This window comes from Paenibacillus sp. S02 (assembly GCF_019454065.1).
Lineage (GTDB): Bacteria > Bacillota > Bacilli > Paenibacillales > Paenibacillaceae > Paenibacillus > Paenibacillus polymyxa_B.
Map to the genome: position 1 here is coordinate 5,869,026 of NZ_CP073682.1, position 24,695 is coordinate 5,893,720.

Here is a 24,695-nt window from a genome sequence, read left to right on the forward strand (position 1 = left end):
TCCCTGACGGATTGGCGCACAAATAAATGCCCGCATTCATCCAAAGCCGATGCGCTATCACTCATAGTCGGACGATTACAGTGGTCATCCGGTAGAAACTTTTGGGCCATATCCCCAATATTATACGAGTCATATGAAATTGATATCTTGTATACTACACCCTCTGGCGGGCGGTTTCAAGACTATTTTTCATACAGACAGCGGCATTTGGAGAACCTTCCACAATTGGAATATCGTAAAATCAAATCGACCTTTGTTCATGGTATATATATTGTAAGGACTTTGCATAATCCTGATTGTAGAAAACAGATAAAAAACAAAAATACATACAAAACAACATTTAATTTTAATTATAATTTTAGAAAACAAAAATAAAACCACAAATTATACTTCCGTTTCTGTTGACTGCAAAGAAAAACGGAAGTAGTATGGAGTTAGTTAAGAAAACAAAAGGCAGACTTTCAGGCTGCCAGTATTTTATCCATGCAAGGAGATTGGATATGAATAATTATCTTGCTGTTGATATTGGAGCTTCAAGCGGAAGGCTCGTAAGTGCAACTCTGCAAGGTGACCAGCTACACTTGCAAGAGCTTCACCGTTTCAACAACTCCTTTACCGAAAAAAACGGACACGATTACTGGAATATCGACGAACTATTGAATGAGATTATTCAGGGCTTGCAAAAAGCTAAACAGACGGGGATTCATTCCTGTACGCTCGGCATTGATACATGGGCTGTAGATTACGTGCTGCTTGATCAGAAAGGAAACCGCATTCAGGAGGTATACGCTTACCGGGATGCACGTACCCTCCATGCGCCCGACAGGCTGCACCAGATCATCAGTCGAGAGGCTGTGTATGAGAAAACAGGCATTCAGGAACTAAACTTTAATACCCTGTATCAACTGTTCGTCCATGATCGGGAACAGCTTGCCCAGGCGGATAAAATATTGATGGTCCCCGATTATCTGTACTATCGCCTGACAGGCATCATGATCAATGAAATGACGAATGCGTCCACGATGCAGCTTCTCAACGTGAACACCCGAGAGTTTGATGAAGAACTGCTGTCCCTGCTCCAACTGCGACGCAATCAGTTTTCAGAACTTGCCGAGCCTGGACGGGTTCTGGGTTCTCTTTTGCCGGAGCTTGTTCAAAAATACGATCTTCCGGACTGTCAGATCATTCTTGCGCCTACTCACGATACTGCATCGGCTGTTGCAGGTGTTCCGTCACAGCGGGAAGAATCTTGGGCTTTTATTAGCAGCGGAACGTGGTCACTACTAGGAATGGAACGATCCGAGGCCTTAAATACCAAGGCAGCCATGCAGGCGAACTACACGAATGAGTGGGGTGCTTACGGTACGTACCGTTTTCTGAAAAATATTATGGGATTGTGGATGATTCAGGAGGTTAGGAGAGAGGCCGGTTCCGCACATAGCTTTGCTGAATTGGCCGAACTGGCTTCAGCAGAGACACCGTTTGTCAGTCTCGTCCTCTGTAACCAGTCATCCTTCTTAAACCCGGATAGTATGACCCTTGAAATCCAGCGATTCTGTGAAGAAACAGGCCAGCCCATCCCCAGGACGCCGGGTTCACTCGCCCGCTGTATTTTTGACAGTCTGGCCTTAAGCTACCGCGATGCCTTACACGAACTGCAACGTTTAACAGACGAAACGATTACCAGATTGCACATTGTCGGCGGAGGCGCTAACAACGAATTACTATGTCAGCTAACAGCCGATCTCTTGGGAATTGAGGTTCAGGCAGGTCCTTCCGAATCTACGGCCATCGGCAATATTGTCGTGCAATTAATCAGCTCTGGTGTTCTTGAGGATCTCAAAGCTGCTGGCCGAACCATCGCCCGCTCCTTTCCGACTCGGCTATATGAGCCGAAATCGGTGGAAGGCTTGCAAGAACTCCTGGATCGCTGGGAGCGCCTCAAGATACAAGCAACATCCTCTATTCAGATATCTCAATAAAGGAGTAAAGCCATGAACAAAGCTATTGAAGCCAGTTATAACGAAGCGAAAAAGCTGTATGCCCGCCACGGTATTCAAGTTGACGACATTTTACAGAAGCTTTCACAAATCAAAATATCACTGCACTGCTGGCAGGGAGATGATGTCCGAGGATTTCTGTTCAAAGATAAACAGCTTAGCGGGGGGATTGCCGTAACGGGCAGCTACCCGGGCAGAGCAGGCACGCCGCATGAGTTGCGTCAGGATTTAGAAAAAGCTCTATCACTTATTCCGGGTAAACACAAGGTCAATCTGCACGCAATCTATGCGGACACCACTGAACAAGTGGATCTGGATCAACTGGAGCCACGCCATTTTCAGAACTGGGTAGACTGGGCCAAACAGCAAGGGCTCGGGCTTGATTTTAATCCAACTTTGTTCTCTCATCCCAAAGCGGAAGACGGCTTCACACTGAGTCACAAGGATTCAGAAATCCGTGATTTCTGGATCACACACTGCAAAAAATCACGCAGGATTGCAGAGCATTTTGGCAAAGAACTCGGTCAGCCCTGTGTCACAAACCACTGGATGCCGGATGGCTATAAAGATACTCCGGTTGATCGGTTGGCTCCAAGAGAACGTCTGCGTGATGCGCTGGACGAAATTTTCAGCGAGGAAATCAGCGAGGAATACAACATCGATGCGGTTGAAAGCAAGCTGTTCGGCATCGGCTCGGAAAGCTATGTCGTCGGCTCCCATGAGTTCTATATGGGCTACGCCCTAACGCGGGGTAAATCTATCTGTCTTGATTCCGGTCACTTCCATCCAACCGAAGTCATTTCGAACAAACTGTCCTCTGTGCTGATGTTCACCGACCAATTATTGCTCCATGTCAGCAGACCGGTTCGTTGGGACAGTGATCATGTCGTGACGATGGACGACGAATTGCTGGACATTGCCCGTGAGCTGGTTCGCGGTGAATTGCTTTCCCGAACCCATATCGGTCTTGATTTCTTTGATGGAAGTATCAATCATGTAGCAGCATGGGTCATCGGAACACGCAACACGATCAAAGCGCTGCTTCGCGCTATGCTCGAACCGATTGAAGCATTAAAGCAGGCGGAAGAGGAACGGGACTTTACCACTCGTCTTGCTCTGGTCGAAGAGTTTAAATCGTATCCGTTTGGTGCCATATGGGATTACTATTGCGCTCAAAACGGCGTTCCCGTTCGTGAGGAATGGCTGGCCGAAGTAAAAAACTATGAACAACAGGTACTGCTGAAACGGTAACTACTGCACTGATAATGCTTATATTCATATCATACAAAGGGAGAGATTATCCATGACTACTGTGCTGGAGAATCAAAAAGAACGCAAATCGGGACTGGATATCCCATTTGTTCGCGAGATGGCGGAAATTACACAAAACATGTGGAAATTCGGCTGGGATGAACGCAATGGAGGTAATGTAAGCTATATTCTGGATGAAGCTGAGGTTGCAAAATATATAGATATTCATCAGGTCATTCGGACGATTAAACCTGCTTTCCCAGTGAATGAACTGGCTGGTAAATATTTTATCGTCACCGGATCAGGAAAATATTTCAAAAACGTAATTGCAGATCCAGAAGCTAACTTAGGGGTCCTTCGTGTCTCCCAGGATGGTGAGCAATTGGAAGTCTTGTGGGGCCTCAAACATGGGGCAGTGCCTACCAGTGAGTTACCTTCCCATTTTATGGGCCACATTGAGCGCTTGAAGGTCGATCCTAACCATCGTGTTGTGATTCATAATCATGCTACCCATGTTATTGCCATGACCTTCATCCATAGTTTGGACGAAAACCAATTCACCAAAACGCTGTGGGAAATGTGTACCGAATGTATTGTCGTCTTTCCAGACGGTATCGGTGTAATCCCTTGGATGGTACCGGGTTCCAGCGAAATCGGCCGCGAAACGGCTAAAAAAATGAAGGATCATCATGCTGTATTATGGCCTCATCATGGCATTTTCGGAACGGGCAGCTCCATTGATGAAGCGTTTGGCCTGATTGAAACGATTGAAAAAGCGGCGCAAATTTATATGCTCATTGCTCACCATGATATTCAGCAACGGATTACAGATCAGGAATTGGCCGATCTGGCCAAAGCCTTCAACGTTACTCCAAAAGAAGGAATCCTGAACGTATAAATTGTAGGCTAATCTTCATCTCATAATACAGAACTTAAAAGGCTCCATGGCTCGTCTCCAACCGGCCATGGAGCCTTTGGCATACCTAGTTTTAATTATATAACCCTTAATTCCAATGAATTAACTTGTAATTATGCTTTCCTTTATATACAATAAAATCAAAATTCCCTTATCTCCACCAAAGGAGAGGTGACAAGTTATGAAAAGAGCAAAAAATGAAGATCACTTCGACATCGTGGAAGACCATTATTTCACAGCTACCGAACTAGAAAAATCCAGCGCCATTTGGCCAGTCAGACTGGGTATGGATATTTCGAAAACAAGCTGCCATGTTGGTCCCAAGGCTGTTCCTTATTTTTATTTGATTTTTGTACTTGAAGGTCAGGCTGAGTTTATTTATAAGCAACAGAAGTACCGTGTCCAAAAGTCTGATTTATTCTGCTTTTTTCCACATCTTGCCCATGAATATTACACCGATCACGAGCACCCGTTGCAAAAGGTATGGATTGCCTTTGAGGGACCCAAGTCCCTCGCGCTACTGGAGCGGATCGGAATTAATCCCTCTACGCCATTTATGGCTAACGCAGTGAGCGAGGAAATCCTCGAACTTATCTCCAACCTGTTTTCCATCGTAAACGACAACAACAGACAGGGTAGCGATCTGGCCCGCTTGATTACACTGCATCAGATCTTCGAGGAGTTGTCCCGCAACACATCTGACGTGCTGCGCAACTTTGTATGCTCTGATTATTGGCTCCAGCAGGGGAAAGATTACATTGAAATGCATTATTGTGACCGTGTTACGATTGAGCAAATTGCCGAGCATGTAGGTGTGGATCGTGCGCATTTTTCACGTAAGTTCCATTCCACCTTCCTCATCTCTCCCGCCAAGTATTTGCAAAACCTCAAGATTAACGAAGCCAAAAGATTACTGGAGCAGACAACCTACAATTTGTCGATCATAGCCCAGTCCATCGGCTATACCGATATGTCCACCTTTTCCAAGGCATTTAAGAAAACAGCAGGGATTCCACCGCGTGAGTATCGCTTCCGACATCAGTCCCGGCAAGAGATTCGTACCGTCAACGCTTAGTCGGAATCCAGTAACGTTAAAGAGAGCCACAGTATACGGTGGCTCTCTTTTTATGACCTGATCCTAATTTCCACTTGGTTCTGAGCCCTTTCAACGCTATAATAGGCATCAAACCAACAGGAAAGGTACGTGAAATCCATGCTGCGATTCAATGCGATACGTACGGGCTATCTGCTGGGCATCTCACTGATACTGGCCGCAATTATTTATTTTTTCGCCTCCAATTGGGGCGGACTGGATCGGACATCCAAGATTGTACTTGCTGCTGCGCTTATTGTTCTGTTCTATGGCTTGTCTTTTGTATTTGCACGGATACGTGCTGTTCCCGGCCAACAAGCTTTTCTGTCTAATATGTTTTTGGTGGCTGGCTGTATAGCCTTTGGCGTTTCCGTGGCATTGCTCGGTCAAATTTACAATTCCCATGCGGACAGCTACGGATTGTTTTTTATTTGGTCGGTGCCGGCTCTACTGCTTAGCTGGATTACTCGCTACAATCCTTTTTATATGCTGTCTTATGTACTAATTCATCTTGGTTTGTGGCTTTATTTTTACCCTACGATGCAAAGCGCGCCTTATAGCGAGCTGGTATCCTTGTCCATTGCCGGAATGTTCGCAATAGTCAATCTGCTGCTATTTTTATTGACGTTCCTTCATCGTATACACTCTGCTCCACTACAATATATGAGCTTTACGGTTTTCCATATAGCCATGTTGGCGATGACCAACTCTTTTGCATTTGATGAGTATGGCCTGATCATGAATATACCGCATATCGCTGTGATCGCTTTAGGATTTTATATATTTACCAAGGTGCAGCTGAATAAAACGCTACTGACCTTGAATGCATTGGCACTCTCGGCTTTTGCCGTCTTTAAATTTATAGAGCTGGCTGAGGCGTACTCCTCATCTCTGTTTTTTGTTTTTGGTTTGATTTTTGTGGCGTTGCTGCTGACGGGTAACGTGTGGTTTTTCCGTTATTTGAATCGTTTGGGAAAAACACCGCCGGAAGCAGGTGAGATATCCAATGAGGAAAAGGGAAGTATCGCGAAATCTGATACAGGGACAACGGACATCAGTACATCAAAGACTGAGACGACCGTTCCCGAGGAACGTGGCAGTGAATGGATCAGCAAAACCGTATCCCGTGTAATCAAAGTGGTTGGAGTGCTGATCGGTAGTATTTCTCTCATCGGATTGATTATGATTAGCACGAATGTAAACCACACCGAATATGTACTGTTGGTTGTGTCGTTGCTGCTTATGATTTCAATGATTGTCATACCGGAATCCAAGCTGGATTCGGTAATACGTTATACACTGCTGACCATTAGCTATATTACAGGCTTGGCGGCCATTCTGTGGTCAGATCAGACGTTGCTTTCGGTATTATTTCTGATCGTTTCCATCGCTGGATGGTTTCGCTCCAAGGGGAAAAGGCAGTTGTTTTTTGCCTACACCTTTGTAAACCTGAATCTGGCGACCATTTTATTTCAGCAGTATCAGGAGTGGGATGGTGGGAACTGGACCTATAAGTTCATCATTTTCTCTCTTTTCATCGTCAATGCCGTGTTATATGGGGTAAGTTACTTTATATTCAAGACGGAGTTAAAAGAACATCTGCGGAATAGCTCATTATTTTTCAGCTTGTTGTTCCTTTTTTGGGCGACGTTTTTCGAGGATGTCATTCCACACTCTTACATGTTCATTAACATTTTTTATTTTGTTATCGTTACCGGGATGGTCTTTGCCTTTGCCCGTCTGCAACAAAAATCGGAGGCCATCACGAGCGTAGTCTTCTGGTTTATTTTTATCGGCTTCAAATACTATGATTTATTGTGGACGCTACTGTATAAGTCTTTTACGTTGGCGCTTCTGGGAGTCATTGCACTCGGCTTGACCTGGTGGGCGGATCGGCGAATGGCCCATAGCGGCAAAGTAGCATTTGATGCCGACCACCGCAGCTTTAGCTTCATGCGCTTAAGCCCGTTACTCATCGCTATTGTCATCGTGCTACAGCTGGGGATCATCGGCTATCAGACGGCGAAAAGTGAAACCCTGCTCGCCACAGGGGCTTCCATTAAGCTCAAACTGGCTCCTATAGACCCGCGCTCCCTGCTGCAAGGCGATTATGTGGCACTGAATTACGACATATCTACCCCGCCTTCCAAGACCCCTCTTCAGGAGGAGGAATGGAGCCGAGGCAAGGTCAAAATCGTTCTCACACCAGATAGCCAAGGAGTATATGTCGCGGATCGCCTATATCAAGATGGTGAAAAACTTACCAGTCATGAGGTCGTTCTAAATGGACAATGGTATGGTTCTCGTATTCTGTACGGTATTGAGAATTATTTCATCCCTGAGGGAACCGGACGTACTGTAGAACAGAACGCACATTTTGCCCATATCCGGGTGAGCCGTAATGGAGACGCACTACTGGAACGTTTAGCGGAAAGCTGACCAGATCGGCGCAGGTAGTCACCGAAGCAGGATCCAAAAGATTTATCATTACAACAAGCAGGCTGAACCAAGCTGCTCCATTGCTGGAGCACAACTTGGTTCAGCCTGCTTGTTCTTTTTCGGGCCATCGAGTTACCTCTTATAGATAACCTTTATCCCTGTGCTACGCTTATCCTCGTTTATACATCTCTCGTCCATGATGCTATTTCCTCAATATCCAGCGGCTGAGTCCGGCAACAACCGCCAATCAGACGAGCTCCCGCTTCATACCATTGGCGGGCACTTTGTCCAAACGTCTCTGCACAAGTGCTGCCGTGCCATGTCTTGCTGACCGGATCATATTCCTCTCCCAGATTGGGATATACCACCACAGGCTTATCCGTGTGGCTGCGTATTTCGTGAATAAGCGATGGAACGAATTTCGGCAAAGTGCAATTGATTCCTACAGCAGCCACTTGCTCATGCCCATTCAGCCACTCAGCACATGCAGCGGCAGACTCACCATTGCTGATATGCTGTCCATCCTTTGCGCTAAAGCTGATCCAGGCATACGTGCCAGGGAATTCCTTCAGCAATCGGGCAATGGCCTTGGCTTCAACCAGACAGGGTATCGTTTCACAAGCTAAAATATCTGCACCCGCCTCGATCAGAGCTTTCATACGTGGCCTGTGAAACTCCACTAGCTGTTCCTCGCTCAGCTTGTAATCGCCGCGATACTCTGACCCATCTGCCAAAAACGCCCCGTAAGGGCCAACAGAGGCCGCGACTAGCGGCTTGGGACGATATCGCTGACTAGCCGTAGCCGTCACGTCAGCCCAAAACTCATCGCGTGCCTGCACAGCAATCCGCACCGATGATTGAATCAGTTCCAGCGCATCATTTTCGCTTAGGCCTCGTTTAACATAGCCTTCAACGGTAGCCTGATAGCTCGCAGTAATCGCACAGTCTGCCCCAGCTTCAAAATAATCCCTATGTACACGCTTGATCGACTCCGGATGCTCATGGAGGATTTTAGCTGACCATAAGCTATCGTTAAGATCATGTCCATGACGCTCCAGCTCAGTCGCCATTGCGCCGTCCAGCACGATAAGCTGAAATTCGTCCAGTATATGTTGTATCGGATTCATGCGGCCCCTCCTGCTCGTCTTTTCTATTTAACCCACTAATCAAGTGGGGTTTAATGATTTACATTATAGCACGGAAGTTGATGAGCACTCACAAAGCCAAGAAATAATCATTCCGTGAAGACATCCCCTCTCGTTTCATTTGCCATCTGATGTAACGTATAAATTTTTTAAATTAGTTTCATAAGTTAAATTAATTAGATATTGTTCTTTTTTTCACAAAGTCATTTTACTATAAAAGTGCAAACCAACACTTTGGCCAAAAGATCAGGGAATTGCATCGTCACATTCTGCATCGTTATTTATGTGAAAAAAGGTACAAGAGAGGGTTTTATTTATGTCTTTACTAGAAATGATTACAGCGACCTTAACAGATAACAAAATTCTCAGTTCTATCGCTTCCACCGTTTTTATTATTCTTCTTGGTTTCTTTTGCCGCAAAAAGGGGATTTTTAACGCAGCAGTAGGAAAGATGTTATCCAAGGTTGTTCTAACCGTGGCTCTACCAGCACTAGCCTTTAATTCTTTCATGCAGGATATTAATCCTACAATGTTAAAACAAGGCATGAATGTTTTAATATGGGGAATTCTAATTTATATTATTCTTATCTTTATTTCTAAACCATTCTTCCTGAGCTACAACAAGGATAAACAGGATGTTTTGCGTGTGTTAACCATTTTCGGTTCTACTACTTTCTTCGGAATTCCAATTGTCGGAGCCATTTACGGTCCTACCGGAGTGATGTACAGTTCCATTTTTAACATAGGGTACCGCATTTTCTTATACTCCTATGGCTATATCAAAATGAGCGGCTTGAAAATGGAGCTTAAAAATCTCAAAACCATGTTTTTGAATCCCATCGTTATCGCCACGTTTCTAGGCTTGTTTGTTTGGTTGTTTCAAGGTTATTTGCCACAGATGAGTGTAGCTACAGAGGATGGGGCCATTCAGCAATTCGCCTTTCTAAGAATTGATCAAACCGCTGTCTGGCTGTTCAAGCCCATGACCTACCTAGCTGGACTAGCTTCTCCATTAGCCTGGTTATCGATTGGCTCGACATTGGGGGAGATCAGCTTCAAGTCGGCAGCTACTGATAAGACCTCTTGGTATTACAGCATAGTTAAGGTTTGGCTTGTACCTATTGTTAACATCGTCTTGCTGGCTTTGTTGACTGTATCTCATATTCTGTCAGTCGATTCTGTCGCTTTAGCTACTATTGTCATTATGATGGCTACTCCTACAGCTACCGTAGCCGCAGCCTATGCCATCAGTTTTGATAAGGAAGCCATATTAACTTCTAATGCATCGCTTCTATCTACTATCACTTCTGTCGTCATGATTCCAGTGTGGATCATTACGCTCAATGTCATTGATAAAATTGGAATTTTCTAAATCAGGGGGAAAACAACATGTTAAAAATCATTTGCTATGGTGTCCGTTCTTATGAGAAACCCTATTTCCAGGATCTCAATAAATATAACTTCCAACTAACGCTAGTAGAAGAGTTGTTAACCACCAGCAATGCAGAATTGGCACAGCATCACGATGCCGTTTTGCTAAGAGGTAACTGTGCTGCCAATCGGGAAAATATCACAAAATTCAATGAATACGGCATTCAATATGTTTTCACCAGAACAGTCGGAATCAACCACATTGATTTGGATGCCTGCAGCGAATTCGGAATGAAGGTGGCACGCGTGCCATCCTACTCTCCGAATGCTATCGCCGAGCTCTCCCTAACCTTAGCAATGATGCTGTTCCGACACACCGCTTATATGACTACCAAAAGCTCGTTCAAAAATTTTATTGTGGATGAGCATACATTCAGCAAAGAGATCCATAACTGTAAAGTTGGGATTATCGGGGTGGGTCGCATTGGTCTGACGGAGGCCAAATTGTTTAAAGGATTGGGAGCCTCTGTTATTGGTTATGATGTGTACCAATCAGATGCGGCCAAGGAAGTCATTCCATTCACAACCTTGGATGAATTACTGGCAGAGAGTGATGTCGTTAGTGTGCACGTTCCTTATCTGCCGGGACAGAACGACAAAATGATTAACGCCAGCTTTTTAGCAAAAATGAAAAAGGGATCTATTCTCATCAATACCTCACGTGGAGAATTACAAGATAACCAAGCCATTTTGGACGCTTTGCTCAGTAACCATCTGGAAGGCTTCGCTACGGATGTCTTCCCTAAAGAAGATGAATTATTCTTTAGATCATTTGAACCATGGCAAATGCTCCCGGACCCAACGATCCAGAAGCTTGTGGAGCTGTATCCAAGAGTTTTGGTAACGCCTCATGCTGGCTCGAATACCGTTACGGCGTTATCCAACATGATTGAAACTAGCTACGACAACTTCCATGATATCGTTACAACTCATTCTTCGGATAACCTAGTCCCACTTCCTGTTCTCTCTATGAAATAATTAGGAAGCTCGGTACTCTTGTTGAACAAAAAAAGAACCGCTATTTCCAGATTACATCGGAAATGGCGGTTCTTTTATATCAGGATTCAACTGATAGAGCATTAGCGGCCTGCCAACCTTGTGGTATTCTATCGATTCAACTAGAAAGCCATCGTCCACCAGGAACTGAATATATTTTTTTACCGTGATACGGGACAAGTCCACTTCTCTGGCTAACGTTTCAACCGAGAATGGTCCGTCCAGCTCTTGAATACTCTTCAGTATCGTGGTCATGGTCAGTTTGGACAAATTTTTAGACAGGTTTTTCGGTAGATTATGCGATGGATGTTCAACAGGTTTTTTCTTTTCCACACCCGCATGCTCTTCTTTATTAAAATAATGGTCAATAACAGCCTGATTAATTCCGTTCCCTTCCTCCATCACCGTGGCCAGACGCTGGATTTTCTCAACAGCCAGTCTAAAGCGTTCGAATGTAAAGGGTTTAATTAAATAGTCTGCAACACCATAAAAAACAGCTTCCTTCACCGTCTGAATATCTTTTGCAGCCGTAATTAAAATAACTGAAGCATGATACTGATGCTCCTGCATATGTGATAATAAAGTTAGTCCGCTTTTTCCAGGTAAATAAACGTCCAGTAATACCAGATCCGGTGACCATTTTTGAAGGCAGTCCTGTGCTTTCTTGACGGTATCTGCCTTACATACAACGTCCAAATTGTCCATGCGCTCGATAAACTGTTGATTGAGCTCAGCAACCATCGGATCATCCTCAACAATTAGAACTTTCATTCATTTGTCACCTCCAATGTACAGGGCAACTCTACATATATACTTGTTCCGAGACCCGGTTGGCTATCAAGCTCAATGATTCCTTGATGATTTTCCACCATGGTTTTAACCAGATTCAAGCCGTAGCCTCTGTCTTCTCCTTTGGTTGAAAAGCCATGCTCGAATATCCTTTTTTGCATCTCAAAATCAATCCCCATACCATTATCTTTCACTTTCAAAATGAATACATTTCCCTCACACTCATAGTTCAATTTCAGTTCAATTTTGCCGGGTTCTTTCTTTTGTAAGATGGAATCTATGGCGTTGTCAAAAAAATTACCCAGGATGTGTATGACATCATGAACGATATCCTGCATCTCCACATTAGAGACATCCGAGCTTTCTGCAAGAAGAACCGAAATATTCTGTTCGCGTGCTTCGTTGATTTTACCCATAATAAAACCTGCTAATGCCGGAACTTTAATTCTCTCAGTCAGAAAGCCTACCTCATCTTGATACCGGTGATTTAGCTGCTGAATATATTGACTGACCTCCGCATATTTCCTCATTTCAATCAGCCCGGATATTACGTGCATTTTGTTCATAAATTCATGGGTCTGTCCGCGAAGGGAGTTAATATAATATTTTGTACCACTTAACTGGTTGCTGAGATGGATCATCTCGGATTGGTCGCGCAGCGTTGCAACTGCCCCAAAAAACTCATTTTCAATATATATAGGGGTTACTGTCGCAATGACTTCTATACCATTCACATAAAATGAGCGATCCTTGATTTTCTTTTTATCATCAAACACTCTCTTGAAGAGCACGTTATAAAAGTTGGTATCTAGCTGCTCGCCAATCGGGGCTTTCATCTCTTGGTTTGCCAGTTGATACTTGGCCTGAGCTTCTTTATTCATGAGCATAATTTTCTTGTCAGCCGAAATGGCTATAATTCCTTCAGCGACCTCATTTTCAATAATTTCTTTTTCGCGCAATCGTGTTGCTATCTCTTGCGGCTCAAGCCCAAATAAAATCGTTTTGATTTTCTGAGCCAGAATGATCGCGCCCAGAACTCCACTAAAGAGCCCCAGCATCAGCCCCCCAAAAATGGTATACTGCGCCTGCATCAAATCATGATTTAGGGTTCTCATGGTCAGCCCTACACATACAATGCCAATGACCTCATGCTGTTGATTAAATATCGGCGTAAAATATCGGTAACCTTTGCCCAAAATACCTATATTCTCAGAAAAATGTCCCTGACCGGATAGCGCTCTTCTGGCATCATTCAAATCAGAGAACGGTTTGCCAACCATCGTTGCATTCGGATGAGATAGCCGAATTAAATCGTGGTTCAAAATGACAACGAAATCCACATTAACGTTGTGCATGACTCCAAGCGAGTAGTCTTGGATCTGCTTCACAGGAACTCCCTGCTCAACATTACGAATAACATCGTTGTCACTGGCAACCATCTTGGCAATACCCGAAAGCTTTTCCTTCGTATTATCAAAATGCTTGTTAATCACGAAATTACGAATGAGAAGCAAGGATATAATTAAAGAAATAATGATAACTAAAACAACCAAAATAATAATCATGAATTGTAGTGAAACTTTGAATTGTCTTCTCGGTTTCGACTTACTTTTTAACCGCAACCCCATCACCTAGCTTCTTTGTTAAGCACTCCATTAAGAAGAAGAGCCTATCTCTGACCCTATATTCCCTTGATATTCGACATGGTTTGACAATTTCCTTCTTATTCTGCAAGCTCTGCGCGCTCCACCGACAACAAACGTAGCCTTTATCTGAAATAAAACGATATGCTGAATAAGGAAAGATCAATTCTCCATAATAAGGACGTATACCTAATGAAATGGAGGATATCGGATGATTGACAATCTCGAAAGCAATTACAACTGCGCTAATGCAGGACAAGACCTTCATCAGCTCAAGCAGGAACTCGCTGCGCTTCAGGAACAAGGTGCAAACGACCAGGCGTCCGAGGAAGCCATTCATCGACTGGAAAATCAAATTTCGTTCATCTTGAACAAGTGCGATATTAACCACTAGTTGAAGCTTGGCTATTTCAGTAAAATAAATAAAACCGACTTGTCTTTTAAAGACAAGCCGGTTCTATATGAACTAGTGTATGCTAAAAGGTTCCAAATTCACAAAATTCCCCGTATCTCATCCAATGACTGCACCTTTTCCCGCTGCATCCATTGTTCAAGGCCATGTACCAGCTCAGCCCCTGCATGTAAATGGACAAAATTGTACGTTCCCACCTGAATGGCAGCGGCCCCTGCCATGGTGAATTCAATAATATCCTCCACCGAGCTAATCCCGCCCATCCCGATCACCGGAATCGACACCGCCTGTGCCACCTGGTGAACCATGCGCAAAGCAATCGGCTTAATTGCCGGGCCGGAAAGACCAGCATACGTGTTGGCGAAGACACTGCGTCGCCGGCGTATATCTATTTTCATTGCAGAAAATGTATTGATCAGCGAAACTCCGTCTGCGCCTTCTTCCTCGCACATAACCGCCATCTGTGTGATGTTCTCTGCGTTTGGAGACAGTTTGACGACCAACGGAAGCGCCGTCACATTGCGCACCTGACGCACAACCTCCCGCGCTACCTCCGTCTGGATACCAAATTGCATTCCACCCTGCTTCACATTGGGACACGAAATGTTCAATTCCAGCATATCAACGCCTCTGCGGTTCATCGTGCGTCGTTTTTGCGCGTTTTCCGTAATCATCGCTACGGCCTGAACATATTCCTCCAGATTGGAACCACCCACGTTGGCAATAACAGCCGTGTTCCAGTGAGTCATGTCATCCAGCTCATCCTTCAAAAAGGCGGCAACACCCGGATTCTCCAGCCCCACACTATTGAGCATGCCCGATGCTGTCTCATGTATTCGTGATCCTGTATTACCAGCCTTCGGATGCAGGGTTAGGCCCTTGCCGACGATACCACCCAATAATTCAGGAGAATAAAATTCCGCATATTCACGTCCGAATCCAAACGTACCGGAAGCCATGATGATCGGGTTCTTGAACGGTACACCCGCAATATTACACGCCATGGAGATCATCGAACTCCACCTCCTCCACCGGGAATACAGGCCCTTCCTTGCATACCCTACGATTGCCTCCACGGGTACGCATCGTACAGCCCAAACATGCGCCAATACCACAGGCCATGTGTCTTTCAGTTGAAATATATAAACGGGATGACGTATCCACTGTTTTCATGGCGAGTGCTTGCAACATCGGAGTTGGCCCGCAGGAGAACATATTTGCATAGAGCGTCGGATCGACCTGTTCGACGATGCTTCCCCCTACCTTGACCTGCACAGATGCCGCCACAGCTTCGAACGCTTCAACCCCGAAGGCTTGCTGTGCAAACCCCAAATAAACGTGCGCATGCGGGTAATACTTTGCAGCCAACAGCAACGGAGCTGTACCCATGCCACCGCCGATCAAAGCCAAACTACCCTCTACCTGCGGAAAACCGTTTCCGAAAGGTCCTTCTAAATGAATCTCCTGACCAGGTTGTAATTGGGAAAACAAATTTGTCCCCTCTCCAACAACCCGGTACAAAAAGGAAATACTCTCTTCCCCGATATCATAAATGCTGATGGGTCTGGGCAGCAGTGGGTAACCTGTCCCGCTGCGCAGCATGTAAAACTGCCCCATGTTCCCTTTAAACTTTCCCTCTATTTTCATCACATAGATGCCCGGTACGAGCGCCACATTCGAAATTACGTTAGCCATATAACCCCTCCACTAACCACTCACTATAACGTAAAAGCAGCAACTATTACGTGACTATTTTCACATTTTCGGGTAACGTTTCGCCCTGCGGCTCGTGATATAAAAAAGCGTACTCCTGTTAGAGAGTACGCTTGTGTATTTAACTAATGGCTTCGCGCTCCGCATTGCGGCTACCCTTGGCATCCTTGCGGATTTGCTTGCTGCGTAGCTGTCCGCAGGCTGCGTCAATATCGACTCCATGCTCCAGCCGAACACTACAGCTAATGCCTTGTTTTTTCAGAACATCATAGAAGCCAGTAATCGACTCCGACTCACTCCGCTGGTATTGACTATGCTCATCCACCGGATTGTACGGAATCAGGTTTACATTGGCCAGATTACGGCGATGGCCCACCAGCTCAGCCAGTTCGAGCGCGTGCTCCTTACCGTCATTAACATCCTTCAGCAAGATGTACTCCAGCGTAATCCGACGATTTGTTTTGTCCAAATAATAATCAATCGCCTGCATGAGTTTCTCAATCGGAATCGCCCGGTTGATCTTCATAATGCGAGTACGAATCTCATTATTCGGAGCGTGGAGGGAGATCGCCAGATTGACATGCAGGTCGGAATCTGCAAATTCAATGATTTTATCAGCCAATCCACTTGTGGAAACGGTAATATGCCGCGGCCCAATCGCTAGTCCTTTGTGATCCTTAATGACCCGAATGAAATCGGACAGGTTCACGAAGTTATCAAACGGTTCGCCAATTCCCATCACAACAACATGACTGACCTGGTCGCCCGGGCGTTCCTGATCCAGATACAGCTGGACCTTCATAATTTGCTCTACAATTTCACCGCTGGACAGGTCACGGCTCTTCTTCAACAATCCGCTCGCACAGAAGCTGCACCCAATGTTACAACCTACCTGCGTAGTCACACATACGGATAAGCCAAACTTATGCCGCATCAATACCGTCTCAATCAAATTACCATCCTGAAGCCGGAACAAGAACTTAACCGTCCCGTCTGCTGACTGTTGCTTCACGTGTTCTTCAAGTGTTTCAATGGAAAAGTGCTCGGCCAACAGGCGAGTACAATCCTCATGAACCTCTGCCATCGCTGCAAAATCAGTAACCCGCTTCCGGTACAATGCGTCCCATACCTGCAATGCCCGGGATTTCTTATGTCCATGCTCGATGAGCCATGCTGTCAATTGATCTAGCGTTAATCCATAAATGGATTCTTTTTTCATGTTCGATCCTCTTTTCAAAACATTCAAATTCGTCTTCCTCTATATAAAACTAAGCACGCACCATTCGTCTCAACCATCATTGCATCATAGCATGTTTAAGCAATCTGCGCTATTTAAACGCCTCTTTCATTGTCCCAAATTTTAATTATGAACACAAGGGGGCAGGACATTGTTTCTCCAAAATTTTAGCGTGAAATTATATCTTGAAACAAAGTACAAGCCACATTAAACTAGGCGACAGAACCTGTTCAACAAGAGCACGCAAAGACAGGATTACAGATACTCCTAATGATATGATTACAACTAAGGAAGGTGATGCGGTTGGAATGGTTGCTTCGGATCAAGAACGCTCTGGATCTGATGGAAGAGAGAATGCAGCAGCCCCTTGATATCGATGAAATTGCAAAGGCAGCCTACTCGTCTCCTTTCCATTTTCAGCGTATGTTTCATATGCTAACCGGCGTCACGGTTGCAGAATATGTGCGCAAACGTCGATTGACCTTGGCTGCTCAGGAATTGAGTCTTTCTTCCGCCAAGGTGCTGGATGTAGCGTTCAAATACGGATATGATTCCCCCGAATCTTTTTCTAAAGCGTTCCGAAAGGTACACGGTATTTCTCCCTCTGAGGCCAGAAGCCCTGGGGTAAACCTGAAAGCCTTTCCACGCATCACCTTCCATCTATCCTTGAAGGGAGATCAGGAAATGGATTACAAAATTGTAGAGAAAGCGGCCTTTACGGTCATTGGCAAGTCCATTCAAGTCACCACTAAGAACGGCGATAATCTTCGAGAAATCCCAAAATTCTGGAACGAACTGAATGCGGATGGTACATCGGATCGAATTCATGCCTTGGGGACAGGCGACGATATCCTCGGTATTTGTTTGGATTTCAAACATGGAGAAGAGAAATTCACGTACCTGATTGCCGCAGAAGGCAGCGAAGACGTAGCGACCGCGAATGGGCTGGAATCCAGAACCATTCCGGCTTCAACCTGGGCAGTGTTTACATCCATCGGCCCTATGCCTCACTCGATCCAAAAAGTATGGCAAAGAATTTTTCAGGAATGGTTCCCTGCCAGTAATTATGAGCATTCAGGCGGCCCGGAACTGGAAGTGTATACTATGGGCGATTCACATACTGAAGACTACCGAAGTGAAGTTTGGATTCCGATTAAGAAAAAGTAAACAAACGAACCGACTGCCTATTGCAGTCGGTTTTATACCGTACTGCATTTACATCAGAAGGTGACAGAAAACACAATTCCCTGCATACTCGCTACTCTAGCTTAATGCTCCCAGGCAATCCCCCAAGCTCCTGCTTCAACATAGAATATAACCTTGAACCTGCCGGCTTTAGCGGATAGTCTGTTGCTTTGCAAAGAAGGCCGAAAGTCATATCGATCAGGCTACCGCTTAACTCCCTCACCGCTGTTCCTATCGGGACAGAACTGACCAGAATTTGTGGCACAAGTGCAATACCTAAACCGCTCTCCACATAAAATTTCAGAGCCGTCATGCTGCCAATTTCCATCGTGTTTAACGTGGTTATTCCATATTCCTTCATGACCATTTCAAGTTTGCGACGATATGGACAGGTGGCCGACGTAATAAGCAACCGCTGCCCCTGTAAATCCTCCGGCCCAATCTTTTCTTTTTGCGCAAGCGGGTGATTTTCAGGCATTAAAACTACAAATTTCTCCCTAAATAAAGGTTCAAAATATAGCTCTGTGCCCAAATCCGGTGCGGAGCACAGTGCTAAATCAATATCCCCCTTGAGAACACGCTCGCTTAGAGTAGGGGTGTTCCCAAACTCAACAGAAACCCGAATGTTCGGATAATGGGTTAAGAATCGTTTTAAAATTTCTGGTAGTCGGTAGCTGGCAGTCGGTTCGGTCACTCCTATACGAAGGTCGCCTGCGGTTCCTCTTTGCAGATTGTCCATATTTTCCTGCAATTGCTCCATATCCTTTACAATATGTAGACTTTGCTCGTAAAACATCCTGCCCGCTTCAGTTAACTTTATTTTCTTGCCCCGTTCGATCAGTTGAATTCCCATATCGGACTCCAGCTTCTGTATTTGCATCGTCACGGTAGATTGTGCGTAATTCAACTCTTCCGCTGCACGAATAAAACTCCCGTAATTCACAATCATTTGAAATGTTTTGAGTGTTTTAATGTCCATTCTCAAACTCCTATATACACAATTAATTCAATTTTATTGAATTGTAAATTCAGTTAATTCAATTATACAGAATACAATACATCCTCTACAATGATACATATCAGATCATATTATTTTTCAGACGTAAAATGAACTGGATGGGAAGGAGCGAATATATATGGATTTACATCAAAAAGTAGCACTGGTTACAGGTGGAGGTACAGGAATTGGGAGAGCCGTATGTATGGCCTTGGCAGATCGAAAAGCTACGGTAGTCGTAAACTATTCCCGCTCTAAAAAAGATGCTGAGGAAACTGTACGTATGATCCTTGAAAAGGGCGGACGTGCTATCGCATTACAGGCAGATGTTTCCCGAGATCAGGAAGTTCGAATTATGGTTGACCAGATTGTCCAGCAATTCGGTACGATTGATATACTCGTGAATAACGCTAGCATTACACATCACATTCCTATGGATGATCTGGAGGCAGCCACGGAAGAGGTATGGGATGATCTATTTGATGTAAATGTAAAAGGCATGTTTTACTGTGCCAGAGCCGTAGCTCCTTTTATGAAGCGTAGTAAACAAGGAGCTATCGTCAATCTGGGAAGTATAGCAGGGCAAACAGGGCTAGGTTCCTCGCTTCCCTATGCGGTATCCAAAGCGGCCGTCCACGGGCTGACCAAATCTTTAGCACGAGCACTGGCACCGGATATTCGCGTCAATTGCATCGTGCCGGGAGCCGTAGCGACAAGATGGTGGGCAGGCAAGGAAGAACAAATGAAGCAACTGTTTCCTCATTTGCTCCTACAGCGCATTTCTACGCCCGAGGATATTGCCAGCATGATCTGCTCTGCTTTGGAACAGGAAGCCATGACAGGCCAGATCATTACGGTAGACAGCGGACAAACACTGTAAAGATACTGGGACTTCTGCGTAAAAACAAGCCGCCTTCTCAGACAGAAGGCGGCTATTGAGCTATCGTATACCATCATTTGCCTCGGACGATGCCTCAATGATCTGCTTTTAAATCTAAGCCAAATCTCTTCAGCTCAATAAAAACACCTTCCAGTCGCTTCCCTTTTTCCGTTAACGAATATTCAACACGCGGGGGAACCTCGGCATATACCTTTCTTTCTAACAGGCCGTTATCTTCAAGTTCCTTCAGGCGTAGGGAAAGCGTTTTGGGACTAATCCCCTTCATGGATTTCTGAAGTTGGCTGAATCTCAGTGTTCCTTCGATAAGAAGGTCACGGATGATTAAAAAAGTCCATTTCGTTCCGATCAAATCAAGTGTTTGGGCAATAGGACACGGCTTGCCTGGTATTCCTTTGGTCAATTCAATAGGTTCTTGGGCGTGCATAGGAACTCCTCCAAAAAAATATCTGTTAAACCCAATGGTATCACAATAGTTCCCTTTAGGAAACTATATGAATTAAATATCACTACTTCCCTAAATAAACTTACTACATATACAATATCGCTGTAGCAAGTCATGTTTTCTCTAATACGAGGAGGTAAAGGAATAGAAAACAATGTACAGCTACAAGCCGTATTACATGATTAACAAATCCAGATGAACACTAGGAGGGAATCCATTTGCAAAACAAAAAGATTGTCATTATTGGTGGAAGCTCAGGTATTGGTTTAGAAACAGCTAAGCAAGTCATTTCGCTTGGAGCGGAAGTGGTAATCGCCAGCCGCTCGGAGGATAAATTGCACAAGGCCAAAGAAATGCTGGGCCCTCGTGCTGCAATATATGTGCTGGACACGTCAGATGAGCAGCAGGTAAAATCTTTCTTTGAAAAAGTAGGCCCCTATGATCATCTTATCGTTAGCGCGGCAGAAACCTCAGGTGGGTCATTCCTTCAGTTGGAGACGGATCAAGCCCGCAAGCTATTCGAAAACAAATTTTGGGGCCAGTATTATGCAGCTAAATACGGAGCTTCCCAACTTTCAACCAAGGGTTCCATTACTTTATTTTCAGGAGTGGTGGCATACAAGCCGATGATTGGCTCCTCTGCGCTCGGTGCTGTGAATGCAGCGGTTTCGAATCTTGGTCAAACCTTGGCGTTAGAGCTTGCTCCCATCCGCGTGAATGTCGTCTCACCCGGCATTATTGATACACCTTCACGCAGCAAAATGCCTGAAAATACGCGCAATCAATTCTATGATACGGTCGCGCATAAGCTTCCTGTGAAGCGAGTTGGACTTGCGGAGGATGTTGCACGAGGTGTAATTTATTTGATTCAAAATCAGTTTGTGACCGGAACAGTCCTTCATGTGGATGGCGGACACATTTTAACATAAAAGCTTCGTCCTAAATCCGTCAGTCATTTAACAAAAAAAACGGAGAACGCTCCCGCATCTTTGCTTGGGCGTTCTCCTCTTTTCTTATCAATGAATGATTTCGCAAACTTTATCCTAATGATGAATACGACGTTTGTTTCTCAAAATGTTGCGAATCATCTTGTGATTGGGGAGCTGCCTGAACAACATATGTCCGGGATGCGGATTGGCCTCGATAATCCAGATTTGACCGCTCTTTTCAATAGCAAGATCGATGCCCAGCTCGCGAACCGGATGATTTTTATCTATCGTGTCGGCAATGATTCTAGAAAGCTCGGTGATCTGGTCCAGAATCTCTTTCATTTTTGTTCTGTCATTTTCAAAGACCCTTAAAAGCACTTTGGACAACGGCGCCGCATGTCCTCCCTTCCGATAGTTAGTAACGACTTTTCGAGGTGCAGCGACACGGCCGGTTATTCCTGAAATGACCCATTCCGATTCTGGCTTCTGCATATACACTCTGGCATCAAAAATGGAACCTTTGTACTTGGCTAACTTAAGTCCTTGCTGTACCAAATAACGACGATGAGGTCTCCGATAGGTTCTAACTGCTCTTCTTACGGCGTGGGATCTAACGACTCTGCGACTGGAGCCACAACGAACCTCATATTTCCTCCCCAGCTTTTTCGCACGTATGATGCCAGTTCCTCCACTCCCATAATTAGGCTTGATGAAGACTGTGCGATAGGTATCCAGCATCCGTAAAGTCCTTGCATTACTGATCCAGCGGGTTTCGGGCAAGTGAGAACGTAAAATGGGATGTTGTCGCATTTCCTTGTATTGAATCATCTTTCCAATGGGCACGAATATCCCTCGATTCTGTTGGGTTTTTGCACACATTACATGAATATGCATCTATATTCTATCTTGGTAACGGCGAATGCCACAGTTTGCTATGAAAGAGGCAAATCTCCTACTTTCTTTAAGGCGAGTCTTCTTTGATTTCAAGAGAGAAATGGACAATGTGTTCTTTGCATGACGAAGTTATTGTAAATACCTATAAAGTTGATACCAATAATATATTAGACCAATAATAATTCCGGATATATGATGTATTAAAAAATAACGTGAGGAGGAACGTTAATATGTCTATTTATGATTTTCAGGCAACCTCAATTAACGGGAAACCGATTGAATTCTCAGACTACAGAGGAAAGGTGCTCCTCATTGTAAACACAGCCAGCAAGTGTAGCTTCTCCAGTCAATTCGCTGATCTGCAGAGGCTCTACGAAAGACGGAGGGAACAAGGTTTTGAAATCCTTGCGTTTCCTTGTAACCAATTCAACGAAAAAGAGCCGGGTAGCAGTTCGGAGGTTCAGGGATTCTGTCAAATTAACCATGGAGTAACCTTCCCGCTCTTTGAGAAGACGGATGTAAGAGGCTCATCTCCTCATCCTTTATTTCAATATCTGACCCAACAGGCACCGTTTCAAGGCTTCGATACCCAGACCAAAGACGGTCAATGGATGGAGGATTTCCTGCGGGATAAGTATCCAGAAATATACGCTGGCGACGGTATCAAGTGGAACTTTTCTAAATTCTTGGTCGATCGCGATGGCCATGTAAAAGGAAGGTTTGAAGTAACAACCGAGCCCTGTGCCATTGATCCTGTCATCGAATCGCTATTGTAATTTTTCTGTTCACTTCTTTGGATTCTTTAAAAAAAGAGTATCAAATGACAAAAATGAATATTTGTCACTTGATACTCTTTGTGTTATCCTGACTTCAAGGAGGTGACTCACACGGCACTTGACCGTGTCCCTATGGAAAAATCCTCAGATGTGCTAACCAAGGAACAGATTCTCATCGCTACAGAAGACACACTTAGACGTTTTGGTGTAGCCAAAACCTCCGTGACCGATGTTGCCAAAGTACTGGGAGTAAGTCATGGCACCATTTACCGACACTTTAAAAGTAAAGCCGAGCTTCTAGAAGGCGTGACCGAAAAATGGTTGAATGAAAAGATTATTGGCCCGTTAACGGAGGTCTATCAGAATTCATCTATACTAGGAGCGCCACATTTAAAACGATATATACAGACCTTGGTCGAACTTAAGCAGTATTATGCCCGCGACGACGAGGAAATGTTTGAGATGTATACGAGGGTCACCGAGCAAGCCGCTGATTTAATCGATCTGCATATCACACACATTGTGGATCAGCTCGCTGATATTATTGCACGCGGGGACATCACATCGGATCAGCCAGCCCAACTGGCGCGTACCCTTTTCTATGCCACAGCCCGTTTTCATCATCCCGCTCATGCTTACGAATGGAAGAGTCCCGTGATTAATCAGGAGTTTTCGGATGTGTGGATGCTTTTAGAAAAAGGAATCACTTAAAATAGATATGGAAAGAAGGACAAAGCACATATGAAGCATTTGGACGGAAAAACAGCAATTATCACTGGGTCCTCCAGAGGGATTGGACGTGCCATTGCCGAGCAACTGGCTGATCTGGGCGCTAATGTAGTCATCAATTATGCCAGCAGTCCGGACAAAGCCCAAGAAGTCATGGAGAGCATTATTCAAAAAGGCGGCAAAGCCATAGCACTTCACGCTGATCTGGGCAAAATGAGTGATATTGAAGCATTATTTACAAATACGATTGCTGAGTTCGGTAAAGTGGATATTCTGGTTAACAACGCTGGGCTGATGATCACCCAACCTCTGGCTGAGGTAACCGAAGCAGATTTTGACAAACAATTCGCACTCAATGTAAAGGGCACTTTCTTTGCCTGTCAGCAAGCCATGAAATATATGGAGAACTACGGAAGAATCGTGAACCTGTCCACATCCGTGATCGGACAAATGTTCCCGACCTATAGCGTATATGCAGGCACCAAGGGAGCAGTGGAGCAATTTACCCGTCAGCTAGCCAAGGAGTTCGGAAGCAAGCAAATTACGATCAACGCTGTGGCTCCCGGTCCTGTGAACACCGAGCTTTTCCAAGCAGGAAAAACCGAGCAGCAAATCGAAGGCATGAAAAAAATGAATGCTATGGGTCGGCTCGGCGAACCGGAAGATATCGCTGATGTGATTGAGTTCCTGGTCAGCGCCAAATCACAGTGGGTTACCGGGCAAACGATCCGCGTCAATGGCGGGTTCATCTAAAAGCCGGAATACATGGAATGGAGG

General features: G+C 44.9%; 23 protein-coding genes and 1 riboswitch. Of the genes, 14 read left to right on the plus strand and 9 right to left on the minus strand.

What is annotated here, in order from left to right:
• Window positions 1-44: 44 nt before the first annotated feature.
• Window positions 45-148, minus strand: a riboswitch (purine riboswitch).
• Window positions 149-500: 352 nt separating this feature from the next.
• From rhaB to KAI36_RS26120, 5 genes are all read left to right on the plus strand, one after another.
• Window positions 501-1,982, plus strand: coding sequence for a rhamnulokinase (gene rhaB, locus KAI36_RS26100; RefSeq protein ID WP_220026414.1), 1,482 nt, complete (start codon window positions 501-503; stop codon window positions 1,980-1,982).
• Between the two features lie 12 nt (window positions 1,983-1,994).
• Window positions 1,995-3,251, plus strand: coding sequence for an L-rhamnose isomerase (gene rhaA / locus KAI36_RS26105; RefSeq protein WP_220026415.1), 1,257 nt, complete (start codon window positions 1,995-1,997; stop codon window positions 3,249-3,251).
• A 52-nt stretch (window positions 3,252-3,303) separates the two neighbouring features.
• On the plus strand, window positions 3,304-4,149 hold the full coding sequence (rhaD, locus tag KAI36_RS26110) for a rhamnulose-1-phosphate aldolase (RefSeq protein ID WP_023990992.1): 846 nt from the start codon (window positions 3,304-3,306) through the stop codon (window positions 4,147-4,149).
• A gap of 199 nt (window positions 4,150-4,348) precedes the next feature.
• Window positions 4,349-5,242, plus strand: coding sequence for an AraC family transcriptional regulator (locus tag KAI36_RS26115; protein WP_104497567.1), 894 nt, complete (start codon window positions 4,349-4,351; stop codon window positions 5,240-5,242).
• Window positions 5,243-5,380: 138 nt separating this feature from the next.
• Window positions 5,381-7,699 carry a GDYXXLXY domain-containing protein gene (locus KAI36_RS26120; RefSeq protein ID WP_220028214.1) on the plus strand — a complete coding sequence of 773 codons (2,319 nt, stop codon included), beginning with the start codon at window positions 5,381-5,383 and terminating at the stop codon, window positions 7,697-7,699.
• Window positions 7,700-7,878: 179 nt separating this feature from the next.
• On the opposite strand, the gene mmuM is transcribed toward KAI36_RS26120, so the two are convergent.
• Entirely contained in the window at window positions 7,879-8,826 is a 948-nt protein-coding gene (gene mmuM / locus KAI36_RS26125) for a homocysteine S-methyltransferase (protein ID WP_220026416.1), read from the minus strand.
• Window positions 8,827-9,160: 334 nt separating this feature from the next.
• On the opposite strand from mmuM, the gene KAI36_RS26130 reads away from it, so the two are divergent.
• Both KAI36_RS26130 and KAI36_RS26135 read left to right on the plus strand, forming a co-directional pair.
• On the plus strand, window positions 9,161-10,216 hold the full coding sequence (locus tag KAI36_RS26130; RefSeq protein ID WP_023990996.1) for an AEC family transporter: 1,056 nt from the start codon (window positions 9,161-9,163) through the stop codon (window positions 10,214-10,216).
• Window positions 10,217-10,233: 17 nt separating this feature from the next.
• Window positions 10,234-11,253, plus strand: a complete 1,020-nt coding sequence (locus tag KAI36_RS26135; RefSeq protein WP_220026417.1) for a 2-hydroxyacid dehydrogenase — start codon at window positions 10,234-10,236, stop codon at window positions 11,251-11,253.
• A 51-nt stretch (window positions 11,254-11,304) separates the two neighbouring features.
• Here the strand turns inward: KAI36_RS26135 and KAI36_RS26140 are convergent, their stop codons facing one another.
• Window positions 11,305-12,042, minus strand: coding sequence for a response regulator (locus KAI36_RS26140; protein WP_076292828.1), 738 nt, complete (start codon window positions 12,040-12,042; stop codon window positions 11,305-11,307).
• Window positions 12,039-13,625: an ATP-binding protein gene (locus KAI36_RS26145; protein WP_258296477.1), complete on the minus strand. Its 1,587-nt coding sequence runs from the start codon at window positions 13,623-13,625 to the stop codon at window positions 12,039-12,041. Before KAI36_RS26145 ends, KAI36_RS26140 begins: the two co-directional genes overlap by 4 nt.
• 289 nt (window positions 13,626-13,914) lie before the next feature.
• On the opposite strand from KAI36_RS26145, the gene KAI36_RS26150 reads away from it, so the two are divergent.
• Window positions 13,915-14,097, plus strand: a complete 183-nt coding sequence (locus KAI36_RS26150; RefSeq protein ID WP_013312637.1) for a hypothetical protein — start codon at window positions 13,915-13,917, stop codon at window positions 14,095-14,097.
• 98 nt (window positions 14,098-14,195) lie between these two features.
• Here the strand turns inward: KAI36_RS26150 and KAI36_RS26155 are convergent, their stop codons facing one another.
• From KAI36_RS26155 to rlmN, 3 genes are all read right to left on the minus strand, one after another.
• Window positions 14,196-15,128 (minus strand): dihydroorotate dehydrogenase, encoded by a 933-nt coding sequence (locus tag KAI36_RS26155; RefSeq protein WP_025719854.1) that lies wholly within the window; start codon window positions 15,126-15,128, stop codon window positions 14,196-14,198.
• A complete protein-coding gene (locus KAI36_RS26160; protein ID WP_023991002.1) occupies window positions 15,109-15,810 on the minus strand; it encodes a dihydroorotate dehydrogenase electron transfer subunit in 702 nt (233 codons plus the stop codon). Before KAI36_RS26160 ends, KAI36_RS26155 begins: the two co-directional genes overlap by 20 nt.
• 139 nt (window positions 15,811-15,949) lie before the next feature.
• Window positions 15,950-17,047, minus strand: coding sequence for a dual-specificity RNA methyltransferase RlmN (rlmN, locus tag KAI36_RS26165; RefSeq protein WP_023991003.1), 1,098 nt, complete (start codon window positions 17,045-17,047; stop codon window positions 15,950-15,952).
• Window positions 17,048-17,362: 315 nt separating this feature from the next.
• Here rlmN and KAI36_RS26170 point away from each other — a divergent pair, with 315 nt between their 5' ends.
• Entirely contained in the window at window positions 17,363-18,232 is an 870-nt protein-coding gene (locus tag KAI36_RS26170; RefSeq protein ID WP_220026419.1) for an AraC family transcriptional regulator, read from the plus strand.
• A 91-nt stretch (window positions 18,233-18,323) separates the two neighbouring features.
• Here the strand turns inward: KAI36_RS26170 and KAI36_RS26175 are convergent, their stop codons facing one another.
• Window positions 18,324-19,229, minus strand: coding sequence for a LysR family transcriptional regulator (locus KAI36_RS26175; protein WP_220026420.1), 906 nt, complete (start codon window positions 19,227-19,229; stop codon window positions 18,324-18,326).
• Window positions 19,230-19,386: 157 nt separating this feature from the next.
• On the opposite strand from KAI36_RS26175, the gene KAI36_RS26180 reads away from it, so the two are divergent.
• Entirely contained in the window at window positions 19,387-20,127 is a 741-nt protein-coding gene (locus tag KAI36_RS26180) for an SDR family NAD(P)-dependent oxidoreductase (RefSeq protein ID WP_220026421.1), read from the plus strand.
• 94 nt (window positions 20,128-20,221) lie between these two features.
• On the opposite strand, the gene KAI36_RS26185 is transcribed toward KAI36_RS26180, so the two are convergent.
• The gene (locus KAI36_RS26185; protein WP_013312645.1) at window positions 20,222-20,572 is read right to left on the minus strand and encodes a winged helix-turn-helix transcriptional regulator; all 351 of its coding nucleotides are present in this window, start codon (window positions 20,570-20,572) and stop codon (window positions 20,222-20,224) included.
• 236 nt (window positions 20,573-20,808) lie between these two features.
• Between KAI36_RS26185 and KAI36_RS26190 the strand changes: the two genes are divergently transcribed.
• On the plus strand, window positions 20,809-21,519 hold the full coding sequence (locus KAI36_RS26190) for an SDR family oxidoreductase (RefSeq protein WP_220026422.1): 711 nt from the start codon (window positions 20,809-20,811) through the stop codon (window positions 21,517-21,519).
• A 114-nt stretch (window positions 21,520-21,633) separates the two neighbouring features.
• Here KAI36_RS26190 and KAI36_RS26195 read toward each other — a convergent pair whose 3' ends face one another.
• Window positions 21,634-22,362, minus strand: a complete 729-nt coding sequence (locus KAI36_RS26195) for a YheC/YheD family protein (RefSeq protein ID WP_233901786.1) — start codon at window positions 22,360-22,362, stop codon at window positions 21,634-21,636.
• Window positions 22,363-22,643: 281 nt separating this feature from the next.
• Between KAI36_RS26195 and KAI36_RS26200 the strand changes: the two genes are divergently transcribed.
• The 3 genes from KAI36_RS26200 to KAI36_RS26210 all read left to right on the plus strand — a co-directional run bounded on the left by KAI36_RS26200 (window position 22,644) and on the right by KAI36_RS26210 (window position 24,671).
• Window positions 22,644-23,189, plus strand: coding sequence for a glutathione peroxidase (locus KAI36_RS26200; RefSeq protein WP_220026423.1), 546 nt, complete (start codon window positions 22,644-22,646; stop codon window positions 23,187-23,189).
• A gap of 132 nt (window positions 23,190-23,321) precedes the next feature.
• Entirely contained in the window at window positions 23,322-23,900 is a 579-nt protein-coding gene (locus tag KAI36_RS26205; protein WP_220026424.1) for a TetR/AcrR family transcriptional regulator, read from the plus strand.
• Window positions 23,901-23,930: 30 nt separating this feature from the next.
• Window positions 23,931-24,671, plus strand: a complete 741-nt coding sequence (locus KAI36_RS26210) for an SDR family oxidoreductase (protein WP_220026425.1) — start codon at window positions 23,931-23,933, stop codon at window positions 24,669-24,671.
• Window positions 24,672-24,695: the final 24 nt, after the last annotated feature.